Origin of the sequence: Amycolatopsis sp. NPDC006125 (assembly GCF_040614195.1) — a bacterium.
Lineage (GTDB): Bacteria > Actinomycetota > Actinomycetes > Mycobacteriales > Pseudonocardiaceae > Amycolatopsis_E > Amycolatopsis_E tucumanensis.
Genome location: NZ_JBEXTZ010000007.1, coordinates 50,806 through 71,373, shown reverse-complemented (window position 1 = coordinate 71,373; position 20,568 = coordinate 50,806). Strand labels below are relative to the sequence as shown.

The following is a 20,568-nucleotide window of genomic DNA, read 5'->3' as shown; positions in this document are numbered from 1 at the left end:
GTTCCCGTGCCGGTTCGCGCCGGGAACGTCATTTCCTTGACTTGCGGGCATTCAGGACGGTAGTGAAGCTCGCGTCGTTCCTCCCGGAAGCGCCGCGAGCAGGGAGCGCGTGTACTCGTGCTCCGGGTCGAGCAGGACTTCCTCGACGGTGCCGACCTCGACGAGTTCGCCGCGGTACATCACGGCGACGCGGTCGGCGATGTTCCACGCCAGGCCGAGGTCGTGTGTGATGACCAGGCCGGCCAGCCCGAGTTCGCGGCGCAGCCGCAGCAGCAGCCCGAGGATCTCGCCGCGCACCGAGGCGTCCAGCGACGCGACGGGCTCGTCGGCGACGAGCACCCCCGGCTGCAGGGCGAGCGCGCCGGCGATGACCACGCGCTGCCGTTGCCCGCCGGAGAGCTCGTGCGGCAGCCGGTGCAGGAAGTGCTCGGCCGGGCGCAGTTCCGCGGCCTCCAGCGCTTCGGTGACGATCTGCCGCTCGTCGCCGGGCATCCGGTGGATGCGGGGCCCCTCGGCGACGGCCTCGTAGACGGTGTGCCGCGGGTTGAGCGCGCTGGCCGGGTCCTGCAGCACGAGCTGGACGTGCCGCCGGTAGGCCTTGAGCGCCGCGCCCGCCGACGGCACCGGCTGCCCGTCGTAGCGGACCACGCCGGAGGTCGGTTTCTGCAGGCCGAGCAGTGTGCGGGCGAGGGTGGTCTTGCCGGAGCCGGACTGGCCGACGAGCGCGACGATCTCGTTGCGCCGCACCTGCAGGTCCACACCGGCGACGGCGTCGATGCGGGCGCCACGCCGGTCGCGGAAGCTGACCCGCAGGTTTTCCGCGGCCAGCAGCACGTCCGGCGCGGGCGGGGTGTCCGGTTCCGGCGGCAGCGGCGCGGTGGTGGCGGGCGCGAAGCGGGCGGCCGGGTCGCCGACCGTGGGGAACGCGGCAGCCAGCGCGCGGGTGTGCTCGTGCCGCGGCGAGCGCATCACCTCGGCGGACGGGCCTTCTTCGACGATCTCCCCGCGGTACATCACGGCGATGCGCGCGCAGGTCGCGGCGAGCACGGACAGGTCGTGGCTGATCATGATCAGGCCGAGGCCGTGCTCGGCGACCAGGCGGGTCAGCAGGTCGAGCACCTGGGCCTGCACGATGACGTCGAGCGCGGTGGTCGGCTCGTCGGCGATGATCAGCCGCGGGCGGCAGGCCAGCGCCATCGCGATCATCACGCGCTGTTTCTGCCCGCCGGACAGCTCGTGCGGGTAGGCCCCGGCGCGGGACGGCGGCAGGTCCACCGACTCCAGCAGCTCGGCGACCCGGCCGTCGACGTCGGTGGCCGACGGGTCGTGCAGCCGGATCGGTTCGGCGATCTGGTCGCCGATGGTGCGGACCGGGTTGAGCGCGTGCATGGCGCCCTGGAACACCACCGACGCCTTGGCCCACCGCACCGCGCGCAGGTGCCCCCAGCGCATGGTGGTGACGTCCTCGCCGTCGAGCCGGATCTCCCCGGTGACCTTCGCGGACTTGGGCAGCAGCCGCAGCACGCTCATCGCGACCGTGGACTTGCCCGAGCCGGACTCCCCGGCGACGCCGAGGGTCTCCCCCGGCGCCAGCGTCAGGTCCACGCCGCGCACCGCCTCCACGTCCCGGTAGGCGACGCGCAGATCCTTGATCTCCAGCAGGCTCACGCGTGCTCCCCCTTCAGCCGCGGGTTGAGCACCGTCTCCAGCGCGCGGCCGGCGAGGGTGAACGACAGCACGATCACCACGATCGCCAGGCCGGGCGGGATCAGGTACCACCACGCTCCGCCGGTGACCGCGCCGGAGGACAGGGCGCGCTGCAGCATCTGGCCCCACGACGGCGCGGTCGGGTCGCCAAGGCCCAGGAAGGACAGCGTGGACTCGGCGATGATCGAGTTGCCCACCACGAGGGTGGTGTTGGCCAGCACCAGCGGCAGCACGCCGGGCAGCACGTGCTTGCCGATGACGTGCAGGTGCCCGCCGCCCAGGGCGCGGGCCCGTTCGATGTAGGGCCGCGACTCGATGGTCAGGGTCTGCGCGCGCACCAGCCGGGCCGTGGTGGGCCAGGAGGTGACCCCGACCGCGACGATGATCGTCGGCACGCCGTGCGGCAGCACGGTGGACAGCGCGATCGCCAGCACCAGCGAGGGCAGCACCAGGAAGAAGTCGGTGAACCGCATCAGCAGGCCGGAGATCCAGCCGCCGAAGTGCGCGGCGGCGATGCCGACGAGCGTGCCGATCAGCACGGACAGGATGGTCGCGGCGAACCCGACCAGCAGCGACACCCGCGCGCCCCACAACGTGAGCAGCAGGACCGAGCGGCCGTCGATGTCGGTGCCGAGCGGGAACTCGCCGCTGGGCGGCTGCAAGGGCTTTCCGGGAGCGTTGACCACGTCCAGCCCGGCCGGGTCGGTGATCACCGGCGCGAGCACCGCCAGCAGCACCACCAGCACGAGGACGCCCAGCCCGGCCAGGCCGCCGCGGTCGGCGGCGAACTCGCGCCACACCGAAGCGGCCGCGGCGCGGCGGCGCTGCCAGGCGATCGCGGCAGGCGCGGTCACTGCGCACGCACCCGGGGGTCGAGCACGCGGTAGAGCACCTCGGCGATCAGGTTCATCACGATGACCGAGCCGGCCATGACCACGAAGACTCCTTGCAGCAGCGGCAGGTCCGGCACCCGCAGCGCTTCGTAGGTGAGCAGTCCCAGCCCGGGCCAGGAGAACACGGTCTCGACCGTGACGGTGCCGGACACCACCAGGCCGAACTGCAGGAACACCAGCGTCACGGTGGGCAGCAGCGCGTTGGGCACCGCGTGGCGGCGGCGCACCAGGTCTTCGCGCAGGCCCTTGGCGCGGGCGGTGGTGAGGTACTCGGCGTTCATCTCGCCGAGCAGCGACGACCGCATGACCAGCATGTACTGGGCGTAGATCACCGCGAGCAGCGTGACGCACGGCAGCACCAGGTGGTGGGCGACGTCGAGCAGCTGCGGGAAGAACTCCGGCGGGGTGTCCGGGGAGCGCATGCCGCCGCTGGGGAACACCCCCTGCGTGGCGATGAGCAGCAGCAGGCCCAGCCAGAACTGGGGCATCGACCACAGCGTCAGCGCGATCCCGGTGTGGGTGCGGTCGAACAGGCTGCCCCGCCGCCACGCCGCGCGCACGCCGAGCCACAGCCCGAGCGCCACGGCCAGCACGGTGGCGGTGCCGACGAGCAGCAGCGTGGGGCCGAGCCGCTCGCCGATGAGCGCGCTCACCGGCCGGTTGTAGCCGTAGGAGGTGCCCAGGTCGCCGTGCAGCAGCCCGCCGAGGTAGTCCAGGAACTGCCGGTACAGCGGCTGGTCCACGCCGAGCCGGGCCCGCAGCTGCGCCAGCTGCTCCGGGCTGGTGGGCCGGTCGCGGGTCAGGGTGGTGACCGGGTCGCCGGGGATCATCCGGAACAGCAGGAAACCCAGCGCGACGACGAGCAGCAGGCTGCCGATCGCGCCGCCGAGCTTGCCGAGCAGGAACCGGGCGGTGCCGGTGCCGCGGCGGGGCTCGTCGAGCTCCGCCGCGGCGGTGGAGAGCGCGTTCGTCACGCCTACTCCTGGTCGTCGGCGGACTTGCGGCGCCGCCCGGCCGCCGTGCCCGCGATGGCCAGGACGACCACGACACCGGCGCCGATCGCGATCCAGGCGCCGCTGGACAGGCCGCCGCTGGAGGACGAGCCGCCCTCGGCCGGGGTCGCGCCGTAGAAGCCCCAGTAGCCGCTCTGCTCCATGATCTGGCCGGTGCCCGCGGGCTGCTTGGTGAAGCTCGCGAAGTTGTCCGAGCGGTAGGCCTCGAGCACGTTGTCGTAGTCCAGCACGATGCTGGGCACCTGGGTGTAGTAGCGGGCCTGGGCCTGCTTCACCAGGTCGGCACGCTTGGCCGGGTCGAACTCGGTGCTCTCGGCGGCGTAGAGGCGGTCGAACTCGGGGTCGCAGAAGAACGAGGTGCTACTGCTGCTGCCCGCCACCGCGGGCAGGGCCGCGCAGGTCTGCTTGGACAGGATGTAGTCCGGGTCCGGGCTGGTGCCCCAGCCGGAGAAGGCGAGGTCGTAGGTGCCGTTGTTGGTGCGCTCGTCGACCTCGTTGTCGGAGACCAGCTGCTTGGTCGCCTTGATGCCGATCGCGCCGAGCCAGCTGACCACGTAGTCGGAGGCGCGCTGGGCGAAGTCCTCGCTGGCGCGGCCGAGCAGGCGCAGCTCGATGGGCTTGCCGTCCGGGCCGATCCGGGTGCCGTCGGCGCCGCGCGGGTATCCGGCCTGGTCGAGCTGGGCGTTGGCGGCCGCCGGGTCGAAGTTGTAGCGCTCGTTCGCCGCGGGCTCCCAGTGGTAGGCCGGGAAGGAGGCGGGCACGATGCCGCCGCCGGTCTGGCCGTAGCCGCCGAGCACCTTGTCCACCAGGGTCTGCGGGTCCAGTGCGCGGGCGATGGCCTGCCGCACGCGGACGTCCTTGAGCACCGGGTTGCCGTCGCCGATCGGCTGGCGGGACTGGGTCTGGGCGCCGTGGTTGACGATGATCTCGCGGTAGCGGCGGCCGATCGCCTGGTTCGTGGTGATGCCCTCGGCGTTCTTCAGCGTGTCGAACTGGGTCGAGGTGAGCCGGTTGACGAAGTCGACCTCGTCGTTCTTCAGCGCGTTGACCGCGGCCTCGGAGTTCTTGTAGCTGATGAACTGCAGCTCGTCGATCTTGGCGCGGCCGCGCCAGTAGTCCGGGTTGGCCTTGAGCCGGACCAGCTCGTTGGGCCGGTACTCGGTGATCAGGAACGGGCCGTCGCCGACGCCGACGACGGGCACCGAGTCGGTGGCCGGGTCGGTCATGTTCGGCTGGTTCGCCCAGATGTGCTCGGGCACGATCGGCACGTCCAGCGCGGTCATGCTGGCCTGCGGGGTCTTCGTCTTGATGACCAGGGTGCGGTCGTCGGTGGCGGTGACCGACTCGAAGTTCTCGACGTAGGTGCCGTTGGCTTCCTGGGCGTTCTCGTCGGTCATGATCCGCGTGAACGTGTAGGCGGCGTCCTTCGCGGTGACCGGCTGCCCGTCGGACCACTTCACGCCGTCCCGGATCTTGTAGGTCCAGGTGAGCTTGTCCGGCGAGGTGGACCAGGACTCGGCCAGGCCCGGCGCGGGGGTGTTGTCCTCGGCCGAGGGCAGGGTGAGGAACTCCCAGGTCATGCGCCCGACCATGGTGCTGGAGGCGAACGAGGCGAGGAACGGGTTCAGGTGGTCGATCTCCTGCACCAGCGCCACGCGCAGCACCGTGCCGCTCTGCTGCTGCGCCTGGGCCGCGGGCACGAACGGGCCCGCCACCAGCGCCGCGGCGGCCACCGCCGCGCCTGCCCGCGTTCGTCTCGGGAAACGCATCCCCACAGGTCCCACCTCTCTGGCTGATTCCGAAACCGGAAAGTAACCACTTCCAAGCACGTGGAGTCAACGACTCACGAGTGGTGTTGCCGAGCCGTGACGTAAGGTCTGGACCATGCGGATCTTGATCTCGGCGGACATGGAGGGCGCCACCGGCGTCACCTGGACCGACGACGTCGTCCCCGGCACCGAGCAGTGGCAGCGCTTCCGCCGTCTGTTCACCGGGGACGTCAACGCCGTGGTCCGCGGCCTGCACGCGGGCGGCGCGAGCGACGTGCTGGTCAACGAGGCGCACTCGTCGCAGCGCAACCTGCTGCTGGAGGACCTGGACGACCGGGCCCGCCTGCTCACCGGGCGGCACAAGCCGCTGTCGATGATGCAGGGCATCGACTCCGGCGTGGACGGGGTGGTGTTCCTGGGCTACCACGCCGGGGCGGGCGCGGACGGGGTGCTGTCGCACACCTACCTGGAGAACCAGATCACCGGGGTGTGGCTGGACGGGGTGCCCGCCAGTGAGGGCCGCCTCAACGCCGCCCTGGCCGCCGAGCACGGGGTGCCGGTGCTGCTGGTGTCCGGCGACGACCGGACGTGCGAGGACGCCGCCGACTACGCGCCGGGCGCGCGCCTGGTCGCCGTCAAGGAGTGCGTGAGCCGCTACGCCGCGATCTGCCTTCCCCCGTCGCGGACCGCCGAGATGCTGAGCGCGGCCGCACGGGCGAGCATGGACCGTGCGGTGCGGGCGCCGGGTGCGGCCGCCGCGCACCGCATCGAGGTCGAGTTCGACGCGAGCCACCTGGCGCAGGCCGCCGCGGTGGTGCCGACCGTCGAGCAGACCGGTGTGCGCCGGGTCGGGTTCGACGCGGCAACGATGACCGAAGCGATGAAGGCGTTCAAGGTGGTCACGGCGATCGCCGCGGGCGCGGTGCAGGGGAAGTATGGCTAACGTCGAGAGTCTGTGCGCGCAGCTGCTGCGGTTCGACACCACCAACCGCGGCCACGGCGACGCCGAGGGTGAGCGGGACGCGGCGGAGTTCGTCGCGGGCGTGCTCGCCGGCGCCGGTCTCGAACCGGTGGTGCTGGAGTCCGCGCCGCGGCGCACCAACGTGGTCGCCCGGCTCCCCGGCGCCGACCCCACGCTGCCGGCGCTGCTCGTGCAGGGGCACCTGGACGTGGTGCCCGCCGACGCCGCGGACTGGACGGTGCCGCCGTTCGCCGGCGAGGTCCGGGACGGCTACCTGTGGGGCCGGGGCGCGGTGGACATGAAGGACTTCATCGCGATGGTGCTGACCGCGGTGGCGGACGGGCTGCGGCCGCGGCGCGACCTGGTGCTGGCCTTCGTGGCCGACGAGGAGGACCGCGGCGAGTACGGGGCGCACTGGCTGGCCGACGAGCACCGCGAGCTGTTCGAGGGGTGTGTGGCCGCGATCAGCGAGTCCGGCGGCTACACCTACCACGTGCCCGCGGCCGACGGTTCGGTGAAGCGGCTCTACCCGGTGGGCACGGCCGAGCGGGGCACCGCGCACATGCGGCTGACGGCGCGGGGCCGGGCCGGGCACGCTTCGCGGCCCAACCACGAGAACGCGGTGGTGCGGTTGATCGAGGCGCTGAACCGGATCGCCGCGCACGAGTGGCCGGTCACGCTGACGCCGACGGTGGAGGCGTTCCTGGTCCGCACCGGCGAGGCGCTCGGCGTCGAGGTGGATCTGTCCGATGTGGAGGGCACGATGGCGCGGCTGGGCCCGGCGGCGAAGCTCGTCGAGCCGACCATCCGCAACAGCACCACCCCGACGATGCTGGACGCCGGGTACAAGGTGAACGTGATCCCGAGCCTGGCGCAGGCCCAGATCGACACCCGGACCCTGCCGGGCACCGAGAAGCAGTTGCTGGACCAGCTCGACGAGCTGCTCGGGCCGGACGTCACGCGCGAGTTCGTGGCACGCCAGCCGGCCGTGCAGGCGCCGGTGGACTCCCCGTGGTTCACCGCGATGGCCGAGGCGCTGCGGTCGCAGGACCCCGAGGCGGTCGTGGTGCCGTACTGCATGGGCGGCGGCACGGACGCCAAGGCGTTCAGCCCGCTGGGCATCGCCTGCTACGGCTTCGCGCCACTGTGGCTGCCCGAGGGCTTCGAGTACCGGGCGATGGCGCACGGCGTGGACGAACGGGTGCCGCTGGAGGGGCTACACTTCGGGAAGCGCGTGCTGGAGCACTTCCTCACTCACTGCTGAGTGGGCAGAGCGTCCCTCGTGGGTGGCTCGCGTAAGACGGTGCGGGTGGCGGCTCCTCCCGCCAGCCCGCCACCCCTCGCGGTCGCGCTCCGCGCGGGAGCGCCCCCACCCCGTCGGCGCTGTCCTCGCCAGGATCCGCCACAGCCGCTCAAAGCCACAGCCTCACTCCCCCAGCAGGGCCGTGGCGAGGAGGGCGACCGTGCGGTCCTCGTCGTCGGTCAGTTGCCGCAGTACGGCGTGTGCGAGCGGTGGTGGTATCTCGGCGAGTGCCTGGGTCAGGCGGAGCCGCACCGCGGAGTCCGTGGCGTGCGCGGCGAGTTCACCGGTGAGCGCGCTCATCACCGGCTCCGCGTGCCCGGGGTCCAGCGCCAGCGCACCCAGCGCCTCCGCCGCCTCGACGTCGCCGTCACCGGACACCACCATGCCCAACAGCGCCGGCACCGCTGCCGCGACGCCGGACCGGCCCAGTGCCAGCGCCGCGTGCCTGCGCACGATCCCGTCCGGGTCCTTCAGTGCTCCGGTCAGCGCCTCGGTCGCCTCGTCCCCCGGCATCTCCGCGATCGCCAGCACCGCGCGGCGCCGGACTTCGACGTCGTCGGCCCGCAGGCCGGGCACCAGGCTGGCCACCCCGTCGCCGCCGGCGCGCGCGAGTGCCCACCGCAGCGCGCCGGCCACGTTCGCGTCGGGTTCGGCCAGTACCGCCTCGGCCAGCAGTTCGGCGGGCACCGGCACGGCCTCGGTCAGCGCGGCCTGCTGCCGTCGCGCCGCGTAGGGCGAGTTCAGCCCGTGCAGCAGCTCCACGATGCGCAGCACGTCCGGCCAGCCCGACGGCGCGGAGGCGTCGACCGCGCGGAGCCGCTCCAGCAGCTCCTGCTCCCGCCGGATCCGGTCCTCGGTCCGCCGGATGAGGTCGGCGACCAGTGTGGACGGTGTGAACCCGGGATCCGCCAGCGCACGGCCGATCTGCCGCAGCGACAGCCCGAGGGACCGCAGGCTCTCCACGTGGAAGATCCGGCGGATGTCCTCGTCCGAGTACTCCCGGTAGCCCCCGACCGTGCGGCCGGTCGGGCGCACCAGCCCGAGGGTGTCGTAATGCCGCAGCATCCGGGTGCTCACCCCCGAGCGGCGCGCCACTTCGCCGATCAGCACGACGTGCCCGCCGCGCGTTCCGGGCCGAGCGCGGCCACCCGCTTCGCCTCCTCGACGTCCAGGGCGAACCCCGCGTCCGGGTCACGCAGGAGCCGCTGCGTGGCGCGGGCGTGCGCGCGCACCACCGGGTCCGGGTTCGCCAGCCCCGTCCGCAGGGCCGGCTCGGCCACGTCGCCGAGCGCGACGAGCGCCCGGCTGAGGCTCAGCTGCACGGCCCGGTCGCCCCGGCCCAGCTGTGCGGCCAGGTCGTCGGCGAGCGCGGCGCGCTCCTCGTCGGGCACCAGGACGACCGCGGCCCGCCACGCGCTGCGCGCGACCTCGTCGTCGGCGTCGTGCAGCAACGCGCGGGTGATCGCGGGCCACGCGCTCCGGTCCCCGATCTTGGACAGGGTGTGCAGCGCCTGGCTGCGTGCCTGAGCCCGCCCGGACGTGAGCTCGGCGAGGAGCCGGGGCACCGTGATCTCCGCGGGCAGCCGGGTCAGCGCCCAGGTGAGCATGTCGCGGACGAAGAAGTCCGGCTCGACCGCGCTGCGGGCCACCAGCTCGCCGAGGAGACCGGGGTCGGGGTGCGTGCCTGCCGCCAGCGCGGCCTTGAGCCGCGTGGACGGGTTCCCGGCGCTCAGGGCGCCGAGCAGGTCGCGGTGTGTCGGGTTGATCGGAACCACCTCCGCGTCCCAGTGAAGACCTTGTCACAGTGTCAACGTCAAGCGCGCCGGACGCTGACGCCGGTCAGGACCGAATCCACCAGCCGCGCCAGGTAGCGCCGGTCCGCGCTGCCGCCGCAGAGCAGCAGGTGGAACCACAGCGCGCCCGCGAGCAGGTCCACGACCAGGTCCGCGTCGCCGTCCGCCGCCAGCTCGCCCCGTTCCACGGCCCTGGTGAAGACCGGGTGGTCGCGGGTGAGCCGGCCGGTGAAGAACGCGCTGGTCGCTTCGGCGAGGAGCGGGCGACCCGGCACGGCGGCCAGCACCGCCGCGGTCGCCGGGCGGGTCAGCAGCCGGGACAGGCGGGTGGCCACGGCGAGCAGGTCGCCGCGCAGGCTGCCGGTGTCGGCGACGGGGAAGTCCAGCAGCGCCGAGCCGGTCACGGCCGCGGCGAGCAGTTCGTCCTTCGACGACCACCAGCGGTAGAGGGTCGTCTTGTGCACGCCCGCGCGCTGGGCGATCGCCTCGATGGTGAGCCCGTCGTAGCCGTGCTCGGTGAGCAGGTCGAGGGTCGCGGCGAAGATCTCCTGGACCCGGCGGGGCCCGGCACCGGTCGGCATGGCCTCACCCTAACCGCAACGCGACGGTGCGTTGCATTGCAACGGTCCGTTGCGTTCCACGGCGGCGCTGATCAGGCTAAACCTGGGGCGGCCGATCGCGGTGCGGGATTCACCCGTCCCTGTCCGGTTTGGGCCAGCTTTGGCGTGGCCGCTTGACGGTGCCCCGGCCCGCGCGTTTCGCTGCCTGACATGGTCCGAACCATTCGCGCGCTGGCCGTCGCCCTGCTGATGACCGGTCTGGTCGCCGCGCCGCCCGCGGGAGCGGAGGCACCGGTGCGGTTCGCGTCGTCGTTCGAAGCCGGCCAGCCCGAGCCGGACTGGGTGGACACCGTGGAGACCGGGCCGGACGGCCGCCCGCTCACCTCGGGCGTGAACGGCGCGAACGGCTCGGCCATCCCGGGCGACGTGCGCGGCCGTGCCACCGGCGCGACCGCGAGCGCGGAGAACACCGGCGCAGGCGAGGTCGCGCTGAACGTGCTCGACGGCAGCCCGGAGTCCAAGTGGCTCGCCTTCGCCCCCACCGGCTGGGTGCAGATCGAGTTCGCCGAGCCGGTCGCCATCACCCGCTACGGCCTGACCTCGGCGAACGACGCCCCGGAACGGGACCCCCGGGACTGGACCCTGCAGGGCTCCGACGACGGCGCCACCTGGACCACAGTGGACAGCCAGAGCGGCCAGACGTTCGGCGACCGGCTCGAGGCCAGGGAGTTCCGCCTCGCCGCCACCGCCACGCACCGCTTCTACCGGCTGGACATCACCGCCAACGGCGGCGCGGACATCGTCCAGCTCGCCGAACTGCTGCTCGCCGACGACCAGCCGGCCCCGCCGCCGCTGCCCGCCATGCGGTCCTACCCGGACAGCGGCCCGCCCGCCGGCTACACCAGCAAACCGCGCGCCGGGTTCACCGGGCTGCGTGCCTTCCACTACGTCGGCACCCAGACCGCGCCGCACGGCTACTCCTACAACAAGGTGTTCGACGTGCGGATCCCGGTGCGCGCCGACACCGAGCTGTCCTACACCGTGTTCCCCGAGCTGACCGGCAACGACCTGAAGTACCCGAGCACGAACGTCTCGGTCGACCTGGCCTTCACCGACGGCACCTACCTGTCCACCCTCGGGGCGGTGGACCAGTACGGGTTCCCGCTCAGCCCCCGCGGGCAGGGCGCGGCCAAGTCGCTCTACGCCAACCAGTGGAACCTGGTGCGCTCGGCGATCGGCACGGTCGCCCGCGGCAAGACCGTCGCGCGGATCCTGATCGCCTACGACAACCCGAACGGCGCCGCCTCGTTCAACGGCTGGTTCGACGACATCACGCTCGGGCCCGCCGCGCCGCAGGCCCGCGTCACCCGCCTGTCCGACCACGTGCTCACCACCCGCGGCACGAACGCCAACGGCACGTTCTCCCGCGGCAACAACTTCCCCGCCACCGCGGTGCCGCACGGCTTCAACTTCTGGACCCCGGTCACCGACGCCGGTTCGCTGAACTGGCTCTACCGCTACCAGGAGGGCAACAACGCGCAGAACCGGCCCGCGCTGCAAGCGCTGTCGCTGTCCCACGAGCCGAGCCCGTGGATGGGCGACCGGCAGACCTTCCAGGTGATGCCCTCGGCCGCCGCCGGCGTGCCGGACGCGAACCGGGCCGCACGGGCACTGTCGTTCGACCACGCCAACGAGACCGCCAAACCGCACTACTACGGCGTGACGTTCGACAACGGCGTCAAGGCCGAGATCGCGCCCGCCGACCACGCGGCGGCGTTCCGGTTCACCTTCCCCGGCGGCGACGCGAACCTGATCTTCGACAACTTCGACGACGCCGGCGGCCTCACCCTCGACCCCGCCACGGGCACACTGTCCGGGTTCACCGACGTGCGCAGCGGCAACTCCGCGGGCGCGGGCCGCATGTTCGTCTACGCGGCCTTCGACCGGCCGGTCACCGGCGGGGACATGCTGCCCGGCGAGGGACGGGACCACGTGCGCGGCTACCTGAAGTTCGACCCGGGCCGCGGCGGCGTCGTGGGCATGCGGATCGCGACCTCGCTGATCAGCGTCGACCAGGCGAAGCGCAACCTGGAGCAGGAAATCCCGGCGGGCACGGCGTTCGAGACGGTCCGCTCGGCCGCGCAGGCCGCGTGGGACCGCAAGCTCGGCGTGATCGAGGTCGAAGGCGCCAGCCGGGACCAGCTGACCACGCTCTACTCGAACCTGTACCGGCTGTTCCTCTACCCCAACTCCGGGTTCGAGAACGTCGGCACCACGCGCAGCCCGCGCCCCGCCTATGCGAGCCCGGTCTCGCCCAAGGCCGGGCCGGACACGCCGACGCACACCGGGTCGAAGGTCGTCGACGGCGAGATCTACGTCAACAACGGGTTCTGGGACACCTACCGCACCACCTGGCCCGCCTACGCGCTGCTCACGCCGGACGTGGCGGGCCGGATGATCGACGGGTTCCTCCAGCAGTACCGCGACGGCGGCTGGGTCGCGCGCTGGTCCTCCCCCGGCTACGCGAACCTGATGACCGGGACCAGCTCCGACGTCGCCTTCGCCGACGCCTACCTCAAGGGCGTGCGGGCCTTCGACGTCCAGGCGGCCTACGACGCGGCGATCCGCAACGCCACGGTCGCCCCGCCCAACGAGAACGTCGGCCGCAAGGGCCTGGAGCAGTCGATCTTCCTCGGCTACACGCCGACCTCGACCGGCGAGGGCATGTCATGGGCGATCGAGGGCTACCTCAACGACTTCGGCATCGCGATGATGGCGCAGAAGCTGGCCGACGAGGCCGCGCCGGACGATCCGCGCCGCCGCGAGTACGCCGAGAACGCCGAGTACTTCCGCGGCCGCGCGCAGAACTACGTGCACATGTTCGACCCGGCGGTCGGGTTCTTCCAGGGCCGCTCCGCCGACGGCGCGTTCCGCGTCCCGCCCGGCCAGTACGACCCGCGCGAGTGGGGCCACGACTACACCGAGACCAACGGCTGGAACATGGCCTTCACCGTGCCGCAGGACGGGCAGGGGCTGGCGAACCTCTACGGCGGCCGCGACGGGCTCGCGCGGAAGCTGGACCAGTTCTTCGCCACGCCGGAGACCGCCGGGTTCCCCGGGGCGTACAACGGCCTGATCCACGAGATGCGGGAGGCCAGGGACGTGCGGATGGGCCAGTACGGCCACTCCAACCAGCCCTCCCACCACATCGCCTACATGTACGACTTCGCCGGGCAGCCGTGGCAGACGCAGGCCAGGGTGCGGGAAGCGCTGTCCCGGCTGTACCTGGGCAGCGAGATCGGGCAGGGCTACCCCGGCGACGAGGACAACGGCGAGATGTCGGCGTGGTACGTGTTCAGCGCGCTCGGGTTCTACCCGCTGCGGATGGGCAGCCCGGAGTACGCGGTCGGGTCGCCGCTGTTCACCAAGGCGACGGTGCACCTCGCGGGCGGCCGGGACCTGGTGATCAACGCGCCGAAGAACAACGCCCGCAACGTCTACGTGCAGGGGCTGCGGGTCAACGGCCGGACGTGGAACTCGACGTCGCTGCCGCACGACGTGATCGCGGGCGGCGGCACGCTGGACTTCGCGATGGGCCCGAGCCCGTCGCGCTGGGGGGCGACGGAGGTCCCGCCCTCGCTCACGACGGGCGACTCGCCGCCCCAGCCGCCCGCGGACCTGACGACGCCCGGCGGGCCGCTGTTCGACAACACCTCGGCCACTCAGGCGCGCCCGCTGGAGACGGTCGACTGTCCGGTCCCGGGCCCGGTGACCGCGACGTTCTACACGCTCACCTCGGCCAAGGAGGCGGGGGACCCGAGCGCGTGGGTGCTGGAGGGCTCGGCCGACGGGCAGACCTGGACACCGCTGGACAGCCGCTCCGGGGAGACGTTCACGTGGCGGCAGCAGACGCGGGCGTTCAAGATCGCCGAGCCGGGCGCGTACGCCCACTACCGGCTGCGGATCACGAGCAGCACAGGCGGCGCCGCGGGATTGGCGGAGGTGGAACTGCTCGGCACGAAGTGAGAGCGGGGTGGGCGGTGATTGCCGCGCCCGGTCCGCGCCGGCGGTGCTCGGCAGAAGATGCTGGGGCGGGTGGTGCCAAGTGATTGTCGCGCCGGCGAGGCGCCGCCACTGGTGGATCCGCGCCACCGCGGACGCCCGCCCGGCTGGCCCCGCTCGGCGGCACGTGACTGCCGCGCCTGCCCCACCGACGTGCCCCGGATTGTCCAGCTTGGAACTGCTCGGCGGGAAGGGAGCGGGGCGGCCGGTTACGGTAGGCGACGTGACCCGGACCCACTTCTTCTCCTCGTTCGAGGACGGTGATCCGCGGCCCATCTCCGGCGCGGTCGTGACCGTCGGCTCCGGGCCGGGGCGGGCGCCCGCGGCCAAACCCGGCGTGGGGTTCACGGGGGTGCGCGCCGCCCGCTACACGGCGGACCAACCCGCCCGTCAGGTGCTGTTCGAAGTGGACTTCGAGATCGGCGCCGACACCCGACTGTCCTATGTGGTGTTCCCGGAGTCCGATGCCGGGCCGAGCTGGCGCAGCACCTTCGTCGCACTGGCCGTCGAGCTGGACGACGGCACCCTGATCGGGGGGTCGGCGCTCGACGCGGGCGAGTCCAAGACCCTCTACCTCGACCAGTGGAACCTCGTGCGCCACCCGCTCGGCGAGGCCGCGGGCCGCCGGGCTCGGGCCGTCGTGTTGCTCGCCGAGCCGTCGCCGGGTGAGCCGGTGTCGGGCTGGGTCGACGACGTCGCGATCGCCGGCGCGCCACCCGAAGGCCCGCGGGACCCGGTCGACTGGGTGCGCACCACGCGCGGCACCCACTCCAGCAACGAGTTCTCCCGCGGCAACACCTTCCCGGCCACCGCGATGCCGCACGGCTTCAACTTCTGGACCCCGGTGACCGACGCCGGGTCACTCGACTGGCTGTACGAGTACCACCGGCGCAACAACGCACAGAACCGCCCCGAGCTGCAGGCCTTCGCGGTCAGCCACCAGCCGAGCCCGTGGATGGGCGACCGGCACCCCTTCCAATTCCTGCCGGGAATCGGTCCGGTCACCGCGGACCGGAAGGCGCGGGCACTGGCGTTCTCCCACGACAACGAGACCGACCGGCCGCACCACTACGGGGTGCGCTTCGACAACGGCATCACCGTCGACCTCGCACCCACCGACCACGCCGCGCTCATCCGCTTCAGCTTCCCCGGCGAGGGCGGGTGGGTGCTGTTCGACAACGTCAACCGGCGCGGCGGCCTGCGCGTCGACCCGGCGCGCGGGGTGGTCACCGGGCACACGTGGGCACGCAGCCGCCTGTCCGTCGGCGCGCGCCGGATGTTCGTGTACGGCACCTTCGACCGGGCAGCCACAGGCGGCCGCCGCCTGCGCTGGCCCAACACCGGCTACCTGTCCTTCGACACACCGAAGGTCGAGCTGCGGATCGCGACCTCCCTGATCAGCCTGGAGCAGGCGCGCCGCAACCTCGAGCAGGAGATCCCGGCAGGCACCACCTTCGAGCAGGTCCGCGAGCGGGCGCGGGCGGCGTGGCAGGAGGTGCTGGGCCGGGTCGAGATCGACGGCGCCACCCCGGACGAGCTGACCACCTTCTACTCCGGCCTGTACCGGCTGTTCCTGTACCCGAACTCGTCCCACGAACAGACCCCGCGCGGAGTCCGTCACGCCAGCCCGGTGCGGCGCCGCTGGTGGCCGAGCACCCGCACCCGGACCGGGGCGAAGGTCGTGGACGGCCCGATGTCGGTCAACCACGGCTTCTGGGACACCTACCGCACGGTGTGGCCCGCGCTCGCGTTGCTGGCGCCGCGACGCTGCGGGGAGCTGATCGAGGGGTTCGTGCAGCAGTTCCGCGAGGGCGGCTGGATCGCGCGCTGGTCCTCCCCCGGCTACGCGAACCTGATGACCGGCACCAGCTCCGACGTCGCCTTCGCCGACGCCTACCGCAGAGGCGTGCGGAACTTCGACGTGCACGCCGCCTACGACGCCGCGCTGCGCAACGCGACCGTCACCCCGCCCGGCCGCAGCGTCGGGCGGCAAGGCCTGCGAGAGTCGATCTTCCTCGGCTTCACGCCGCTGACCACGCACGAGGGCCTGTCCTGGGCGCTGGAGGGCTGCCTCAACGACTTCGGCCTCGCCGCGCTCGCCGAGGAGCTGGGGCACACCGACGACGCCCGCTACTTCCGGCAGCGCGCCGCGCAGTACGTCAACCACTTCGACCCGGCCACCGGGTTCTTCCAGGGCCGTCACCGCGACGGCCGGTGGCGCTTGGCGCCGGAACACCACGACCCGGCCCGGTGGGGCTTCGACCAGCCGGAGACCAACGCCTGGAACACCGCGTTCTCCGTGCCGCACGACGGCGCAGGCCTGGCCGCGCTGCTCGGCGGCCGCGCGGCGCTGGAGTCCAAACTGGACATGTTCTTCGCCACCCCGGAGACGGGCCGCGTCCCGGGGTCCTACGGCGGGATCATCCACGAGATGACCGAGGCGCGGGACGTCCGGCTCGGCCAGTACGGGCACTCGAACCAGCCCAGCCACCACATCCCGTGGATGTACTGCCACGCCGGCGCCGCGGCCAAGACGCAGGCGATCGTCCGGGAGGTGCTGACCCGCTGCTACCTGGGCAGCGAGATCGGGCAGGGCTACCCGGGCGACGAGGACAACGGCGAGATGTCCGCCTGGTACGTGCTCGCCGCGCTGGGCCTGTACCCGCTGGCGCCGGGCAACCCGGGTTACGTGCTGACCGCGCCGCTGTTCGAGCGGGCCCGGCTGCGCCAGGAGAACGGGCGGACGGTGACGATCAGCGCCCCCGGCCGCGGGCCCTACGTGCGGGGCGTGACGATCGACGGCAAGCCGCACCACTCGACCTGGCTGCCGCACGCCGACCTGATCACCGCCGGCCACCTGGAGTTCGACGTCACGGAAACCCCCACCGGCTGGGGTGATCCACCGCCGTCACTGGGCGCGCACCCGCTGGCCGACGTCACCGGCGCCGGCAGCTGCGACGACGGCACCGACGTGACCCCGCTGTTCGCCGACACCACCGCCACCCAAGTCACGTTCCGCTCGCGCACCCCGGTGATCGAGTGCACCGTCGGCGAACCGGCGCGGGTCGAGCTCTACACCCTGACCTCCGCCGCCCGCGGCGGCGACCCGCGCGACTGGGTGCTGGAAGGCACCACCGACGGGGAGTCGTGGGTGCGGCTGGACGAGCGTCGCGGCGAGCGGTTCCGGTGGCGGCGGCAGACCCGCCCGTTCTCCATCGCCGAGCCCGGCACGTACCGTGCCTACCGGCTGCGGATCACCGCGGCGACCGGGCGGCGGACCGCGCTGACCGAATGGGAACTGCTCGGGGGCCGTGCATGAGGGTGTGGAAGGTGGCCCAGGACCGGCTGGTCGCCGCCGATCCGGGGCTGGTGCGGTTGCGGCTGGCCGGGATCGCGGTGGGCGGGATCGTGTTGTCGATCCTGGTGCTGCTCCTGCTCGGCCGCCCGATCCCGACGATCATGGTGGCCAGCATCGCGGCGATGAACTCGGCGTTCAGCGTCAACGACAAGACGCCGAAGGACCAGGCGATCACGCTCGTGCTGGTCATGCTGTGCGGGTCGGCCTCGCTCACCGTCGCCGCGTTCGGCGCCACCGCTCCCCCGCTGGACAGCGTGCTGTTCGTGCTGCTGATCTTCCTCGCGGTCTACGCGCAGCGGTTCGCGCCGCGCGGCACCGCGATGGGCGCGCTGTCGTTCTTCATGTTCTTCTTCGCGATGTTCCTCGCGATCCACCCGCGCCAGCTGCCCGAATACATCCTCGCCCTGGCGATCGGGCTCGCCGCGAACGCCGTGATGCGGTTCGCGGTGCTGCGGCGGCGCCCGGAGGGCGAGCTGCTGCGGGCCCGCCGCGCGTTCCGCGCCCGGATCAGCGCCGTGGTGCGGGCCGCGGCCGCGTGCCTGGCCAGCGGCGGCAGCGAGTGGCGGATCAACCAGCTGCGCAAGGCCGACACCCGCCTGCACGAGGCCGTCCTGATGATCGAGGACACCATCGGCGACCTGTTCGACGAGACCGGCACGCAGCTGCTGCGCCGCCGCCTGCTCGCCGTGGAGCTGGCCTGCCAGTGGCTCGCGATCACCGTGCGCCGCGCCGCCGAGGAGGGCGCGCTGCCGGAGGCGGTCCGCGACGACCTGATCGCGAGCCTGCTGCGGCTGGACTCTCTGATCGAGCGCGATCCCCGCGATCTGCCGGTGATCAGCGACACCGAGGAGTTCAGCAAGATGCTGGTCGCCGGCAGCCGGCTCGCCGAGCGCACCGAACCCGGCGACGAGGTGCGCCGCGCGATCGCCGAGCTGGCGCTGGCCGACGTCAACGCGCAGCGCGTCGCCGAGAAGGACTACTCGGCCGAGACCGAACTGCCCGAGGAGGAGACCGAAGAGGAGCCCAAGAAGGTCCTCGCCTACGACAACCGCACCCGCAGCGCGATCCAGGCGATGGTCGGCGGCGGGCTCGCCGTGCTCGGTGGCGAGTTCATCTCCGACTCCCGCTGGTACTGGGCGGTGCTGACGGTGTTCGTGGTGTTCCTCAACACCAGCACCGCGGGCGCGACGTTCGTGAAGGGGTTCCGCCGCGTCACCGGCACCCTGGGCGGGATCTTCGGCGGGATGCTGCTGGCGCTGCTGGTCACCGGCAACACGGTCGCCACGGTGGTGCTGATCCTGGTGTGCGTGTTCTGCCTGGTCTACGTGGCGCGGGTGTCGCAGCTGCTGATGGCCTTCTTCATCACCTGCATGCTGGGCCTGCTCTACAGCCTGCTCGGCACGTTCAGCGTCGAGGTGCTGTGGGTGCGGGTGGCCGAGACCGCGATCGGCGCGGCCGCGGGCCTGATCGCGGCGGTCCTGGTGGTGCCGGTGCGCACCCGCACCGTGATGGTGTCCGACATCGACGACGCCCTGACGGACCTGTGCGAGTTCCTGGCCGGCGCGGAGGCGCTGCTGTCCGGGCGGGAGAACGTGAACGTGATCGAACTCTCGCGCGAGCTGGACCGCTCGGTGGAGAAGGTGCGCACCACGATCGAGCCGCTGACCCACCCGATCAGCCTCGCCAGCCGCCGCGACTACGGCTGGTACGTGATGAGCACGCTGGAACGGCTGGCGTTCCGGGCGCGGCAGATCGCGGCCCGCTCCGAACCGGGCCTGCTGCCCGCCGACGACCGGCTGACCGCGGTGATCGAGCGGATCAGCCGCAACGTCGACGTGCTGCGCGACGCCCTCGACGGCGACGAGCGCGGGAAGCTGGTGCGCAACACCGCCGCGCCGGAGACCCGTGAGACGGACAACGCCCAGGCACGCTCCGTGCTCACCAGCCTGGGCCGCCTGGAGGCCGGGATCGTCGCGCTGGGCAGGGCGTTCGAGGTGCCGGTGGCCGATTCGACTCGATCGGTTCAGCAGAACGTGAGGCGACGCACCACGTCAGCGCAGGCAGAGGGCGATAGGGTCACCAGCACAAGCCAAGATTCCGTCCGCAGGAGTACGCAATGACCCAAGCCCCCGTCAACGTCACCGTAACCGGCGCCGCCGGCCAGATCGGCTACGCGCTGCTGTTCCGCATCGCGTCCGGTCAGCTGCTCGGCCCGGACACGCCGGTGAAGCTGCGGCTGCTGGAGATCCCGCAGGCGGTCAAGGCGGCCGAGGGCACGGCGCTCGAGCTGGAGGACGGCGCGTTCCCGCTGCTCGCGGGCATCGACATCTTCGACGACGCGAAGCAGGCTTTCGCCGGCGCCAACGTGGCGCTGCTGGTGGGCGCGCGCCCGCGCACCAAGGGCATGGAGCGGGCCGACCTGCTGGAGGCCAACGGCGGCATCTTCAAGCCGCAGGGTGAGGCGATCAACGCCGGCGCCGCCGACGACATCCGCGTCCTGGTGGTCGGCAACCCCGCTAACACCAACGCCCTCATCGCGCAGTCGCACGCGCCCGACGTCCCGGCCGAGCGGTTCACCGCCATGACCCGCCTGGACCACAACCGCGCCGTCGCCCAGCTGGCGAAGAAGCTGAACGCCCCGGTCAGCGAGATCAAGAAGCTGACGATCTGGGGCAACCACTCCGCCAGCCAGTACCCGGACATCTTCCACGCCGAGGTCGCCGGCAAGAACGCCGCCGAGGCCGTCAACGACGAGAAGTGGCTGGCCGAGGAGTTCATCCCGCGCGTGGCCAAGCGCGGCGCGGAGATCATCGAGGCCCGTGGCGCGTCGTCGGCCGCGTCGGCCGCCAACGCCGCCATCGACCACATCTACAACTGGGTCAACGGCACCCCCGAGGGTGACTGGACCTCGATGGCCGTGCCGTCCGACGGTTCCTACGGTGTGCCGGAGGGCCTGATCTCCTCGTTCCCGGTCGTCTGCAAGGACGGCAAGTACGAGATCGTCCAGGGCCTGGAGATCAACGAGTTCTCCCGCGGCCGCATCGACGCGTCGGTCAACGAGCTGGCCGAGGAGCGCGAGGCCGTGAAGAAGCTCGGTCTCATCTGATTTTCCTGGTGGTGCGCGGAGGGCCGGTTCCCTGACGGGGGCC

General features: G+C 72.4%; 13 protein-coding genes. 6 read left to right on the top strand and 7 right to left on the bottom strand.

Annotated elements, in window-relative coordinates:
• Nucleotides 1-51: 51 nt before the first annotated feature.
• The 4 genes from ABZ193_RS05860 to ABZ193_RS05845 are packed head-to-tail and all read right to left on the bottom strand — an operon-like array spanning nt 52 to nt 5,382.
• On the bottom strand, nt 52-1,668 hold the full coding sequence (locus ABZ193_RS05860; protein ID WP_354709069.1) for an ABC transporter ATP-binding protein: 1,617 nt from the start codon (nt 1,666-1,668) through the stop codon (nt 52-54).
• A complete protein-coding gene (locus tag ABZ193_RS05855) occupies nt 1,665-2,561 on the bottom strand; it encodes an ABC transporter permease (protein ID WP_237334851.1) in 897 nt (298 codons plus the stop codon). Before ABZ193_RS05855 ends, ABZ193_RS05860 begins: the two co-directional genes overlap by 4 nt.
• A complete protein-coding gene (locus tag ABZ193_RS05850; protein WP_020417947.1) occupies nt 2,558-3,574 on the bottom strand; it encodes an ABC transporter permease in 1,017 nt (338 codons plus the stop codon). Before ABZ193_RS05850 ends, ABZ193_RS05855 begins: the two co-directional genes overlap by 4 nt.
• Before the next feature lie 2 nt (nt 3,575-3,576).
• The gene (locus ABZ193_RS05845; RefSeq protein WP_354709068.1) at nt 3,577-5,382 is read right to left on the bottom strand and encodes an ABC transporter substrate-binding protein; all 1,806 of its coding nucleotides are present in this window, start codon (nt 5,380-5,382) and stop codon (nt 3,577-3,579) included.
• 115 nt (nt 5,383-5,497) lie between these two features.
• Here ABZ193_RS05845 and ABZ193_RS05840 point away from each other — a divergent pair, with 115 nt between their 5' ends.
• Complete coding sequence (locus ABZ193_RS05840; RefSeq protein ID WP_237334849.1) at nt 5,498-6,325, top strand: M55 family metallopeptidase; 828 nt, start codon at nt 5,498-5,500, stop codon at nt 6,323-6,325.
• The gene (locus ABZ193_RS05835) at nt 6,318-7,607 is read left to right on the top strand and encodes a M20/M25/M40 family metallo-hydrolase (RefSeq protein WP_237334848.1); all 1,290 of its coding nucleotides are present in this window, start codon (nt 6,318-6,320) and stop codon (nt 7,605-7,607) included. Before ABZ193_RS05840 ends, ABZ193_RS05835 begins: the two co-directional genes overlap by 8 nt.
• Before the next feature lie 162 nt (nt 7,608-7,769).
• Here the strand turns inward: ABZ193_RS05835 and ABZ193_RS05830 are convergent, their stop codons facing one another.
• The 3 genes from ABZ193_RS05830 to ABZ193_RS05820 are packed head-to-tail and all read right to left on the bottom strand — an operon-like array spanning nt 7,770 to nt 10,020.
• Nucleotides 7,770-8,756: a HEAT repeat domain-containing protein gene (locus ABZ193_RS05830; RefSeq protein WP_354709067.1), complete on the bottom strand. Its 987-nt coding sequence runs from the start codon at nt 8,754-8,756 to the stop codon at nt 7,770-7,772.
• Nucleotides 8,750-9,421 (bottom strand): HEAT repeat domain-containing protein, encoded by a 672-nt coding sequence (locus tag ABZ193_RS05825; RefSeq protein WP_354709066.1) that lies wholly within the window; start codon nt 9,419-9,421, stop codon nt 8,750-8,752. The genes ABZ193_RS05830 and ABZ193_RS05825 overlap by 7 nt, the downstream gene beginning before the upstream one ends.
• Before the next feature lie 38 nt (nt 9,422-9,459).
• On the bottom strand, nt 9,460-10,020 hold the full coding sequence (locus ABZ193_RS05820; protein ID WP_354709065.1) for a TetR/AcrR family transcriptional regulator: 561 nt from the start codon (nt 10,018-10,020) through the stop codon (nt 9,460-9,462).
• A gap of 189 nt (nt 10,021-10,209) precedes the next feature.
• Here ABZ193_RS05820 and ABZ193_RS05815 point away from each other — a divergent pair, with 189 nt between their 5' ends.
• From ABZ193_RS05815 to ABZ193_RS05800, 4 genes are all read left to right on the top strand, one after another.
• The gene (locus ABZ193_RS05815; protein WP_354709064.1) at nt 10,210-14,025 is read left to right on the top strand and encodes a GH92 family glycosyl hydrolase; all 3,816 of its coding nucleotides are present in this window, start codon (nt 10,210-10,212) and stop codon (nt 14,023-14,025) included.
• A gap of 259 nt (nt 14,026-14,284) precedes the next feature.
• Nucleotides 14,285-17,380: a GH92 family glycosyl hydrolase gene (locus ABZ193_RS05810; protein ID WP_354709063.1), complete on the top strand. Its 3,096-nt coding sequence runs from the start codon at nt 14,285-14,287 to the stop codon at nt 17,378-17,380.
• Nucleotides 17,377-19,539, top strand: coding sequence for an FUSC family protein (locus tag ABZ193_RS05805; protein WP_354709062.1), 2,163 nt, complete (start codon nt 17,377-17,379; stop codon nt 19,537-19,539). The genes ABZ193_RS05810 and ABZ193_RS05805 overlap by 4 nt, the downstream gene beginning before the upstream one ends.
• On the top strand, nt 19,536-20,525 hold the full coding sequence (locus ABZ193_RS05800; protein WP_237334841.1) for a malate dehydrogenase: 990 nt from the start codon (nt 19,536-19,538) through the stop codon (nt 20,523-20,525). Before ABZ193_RS05805 ends, ABZ193_RS05800 begins: the two co-directional genes overlap by 4 nt.
• Nucleotides 20,526-20,568 lie beyond the last annotated feature (43 nt).

Bases quoted from the DNA above. Each gene is read 5' to 3' on its own strand.
- ABZ193_RS05845 (WP_354709068.1), bottom strand. From the start codon at position 5,382: ATGCGTTTCCCGAGACGAACGCGGGCAGGCGCGGCGGTGGCCGCCGCG.
- ABZ193_RS05840 (WP_237334849.1), top strand. From the start codon at position 5,498: ATGCGGATCTTGATCTCGGCGGACATGGAGGGCGCCACCGGCGTCACC.
- ABZ193_RS05835 (WP_237334848.1), top strand. From the start codon at position 6,318: ATGGCTAACGTCGAGAGTCTGTGCGCGCAGCTGCTGCGGTTCGACACC.
- ABZ193_RS05820 (WP_354709065.1), bottom strand. From the start codon at position 10,020: ATGCCGACCGGTGCCGGGCCCCGCCGGGTCCAGGAGATCTTCGCCGCG.
- ABZ193_RS05815 (WP_354709064.1), top strand. From the start codon at position 10,210: ATGGTCCGAACCATTCGCGCGCTGGCCGTCGCCCTGCTGATGACCGGT.
- ABZ193_RS05805 (WP_354709062.1), top strand. From the start codon at position 17,377: ATGAGGGTGTGGAAGGTGGCCCAGGACCGGCTGGTCGCCGCCGATCCG.
- ABZ193_RS05800 (WP_237334841.1), top strand. From the start codon at position 19,536: ATGACCCAAGCCCCCGTCAACGTCACCGTAACCGGCGCCGCCGGCCAG.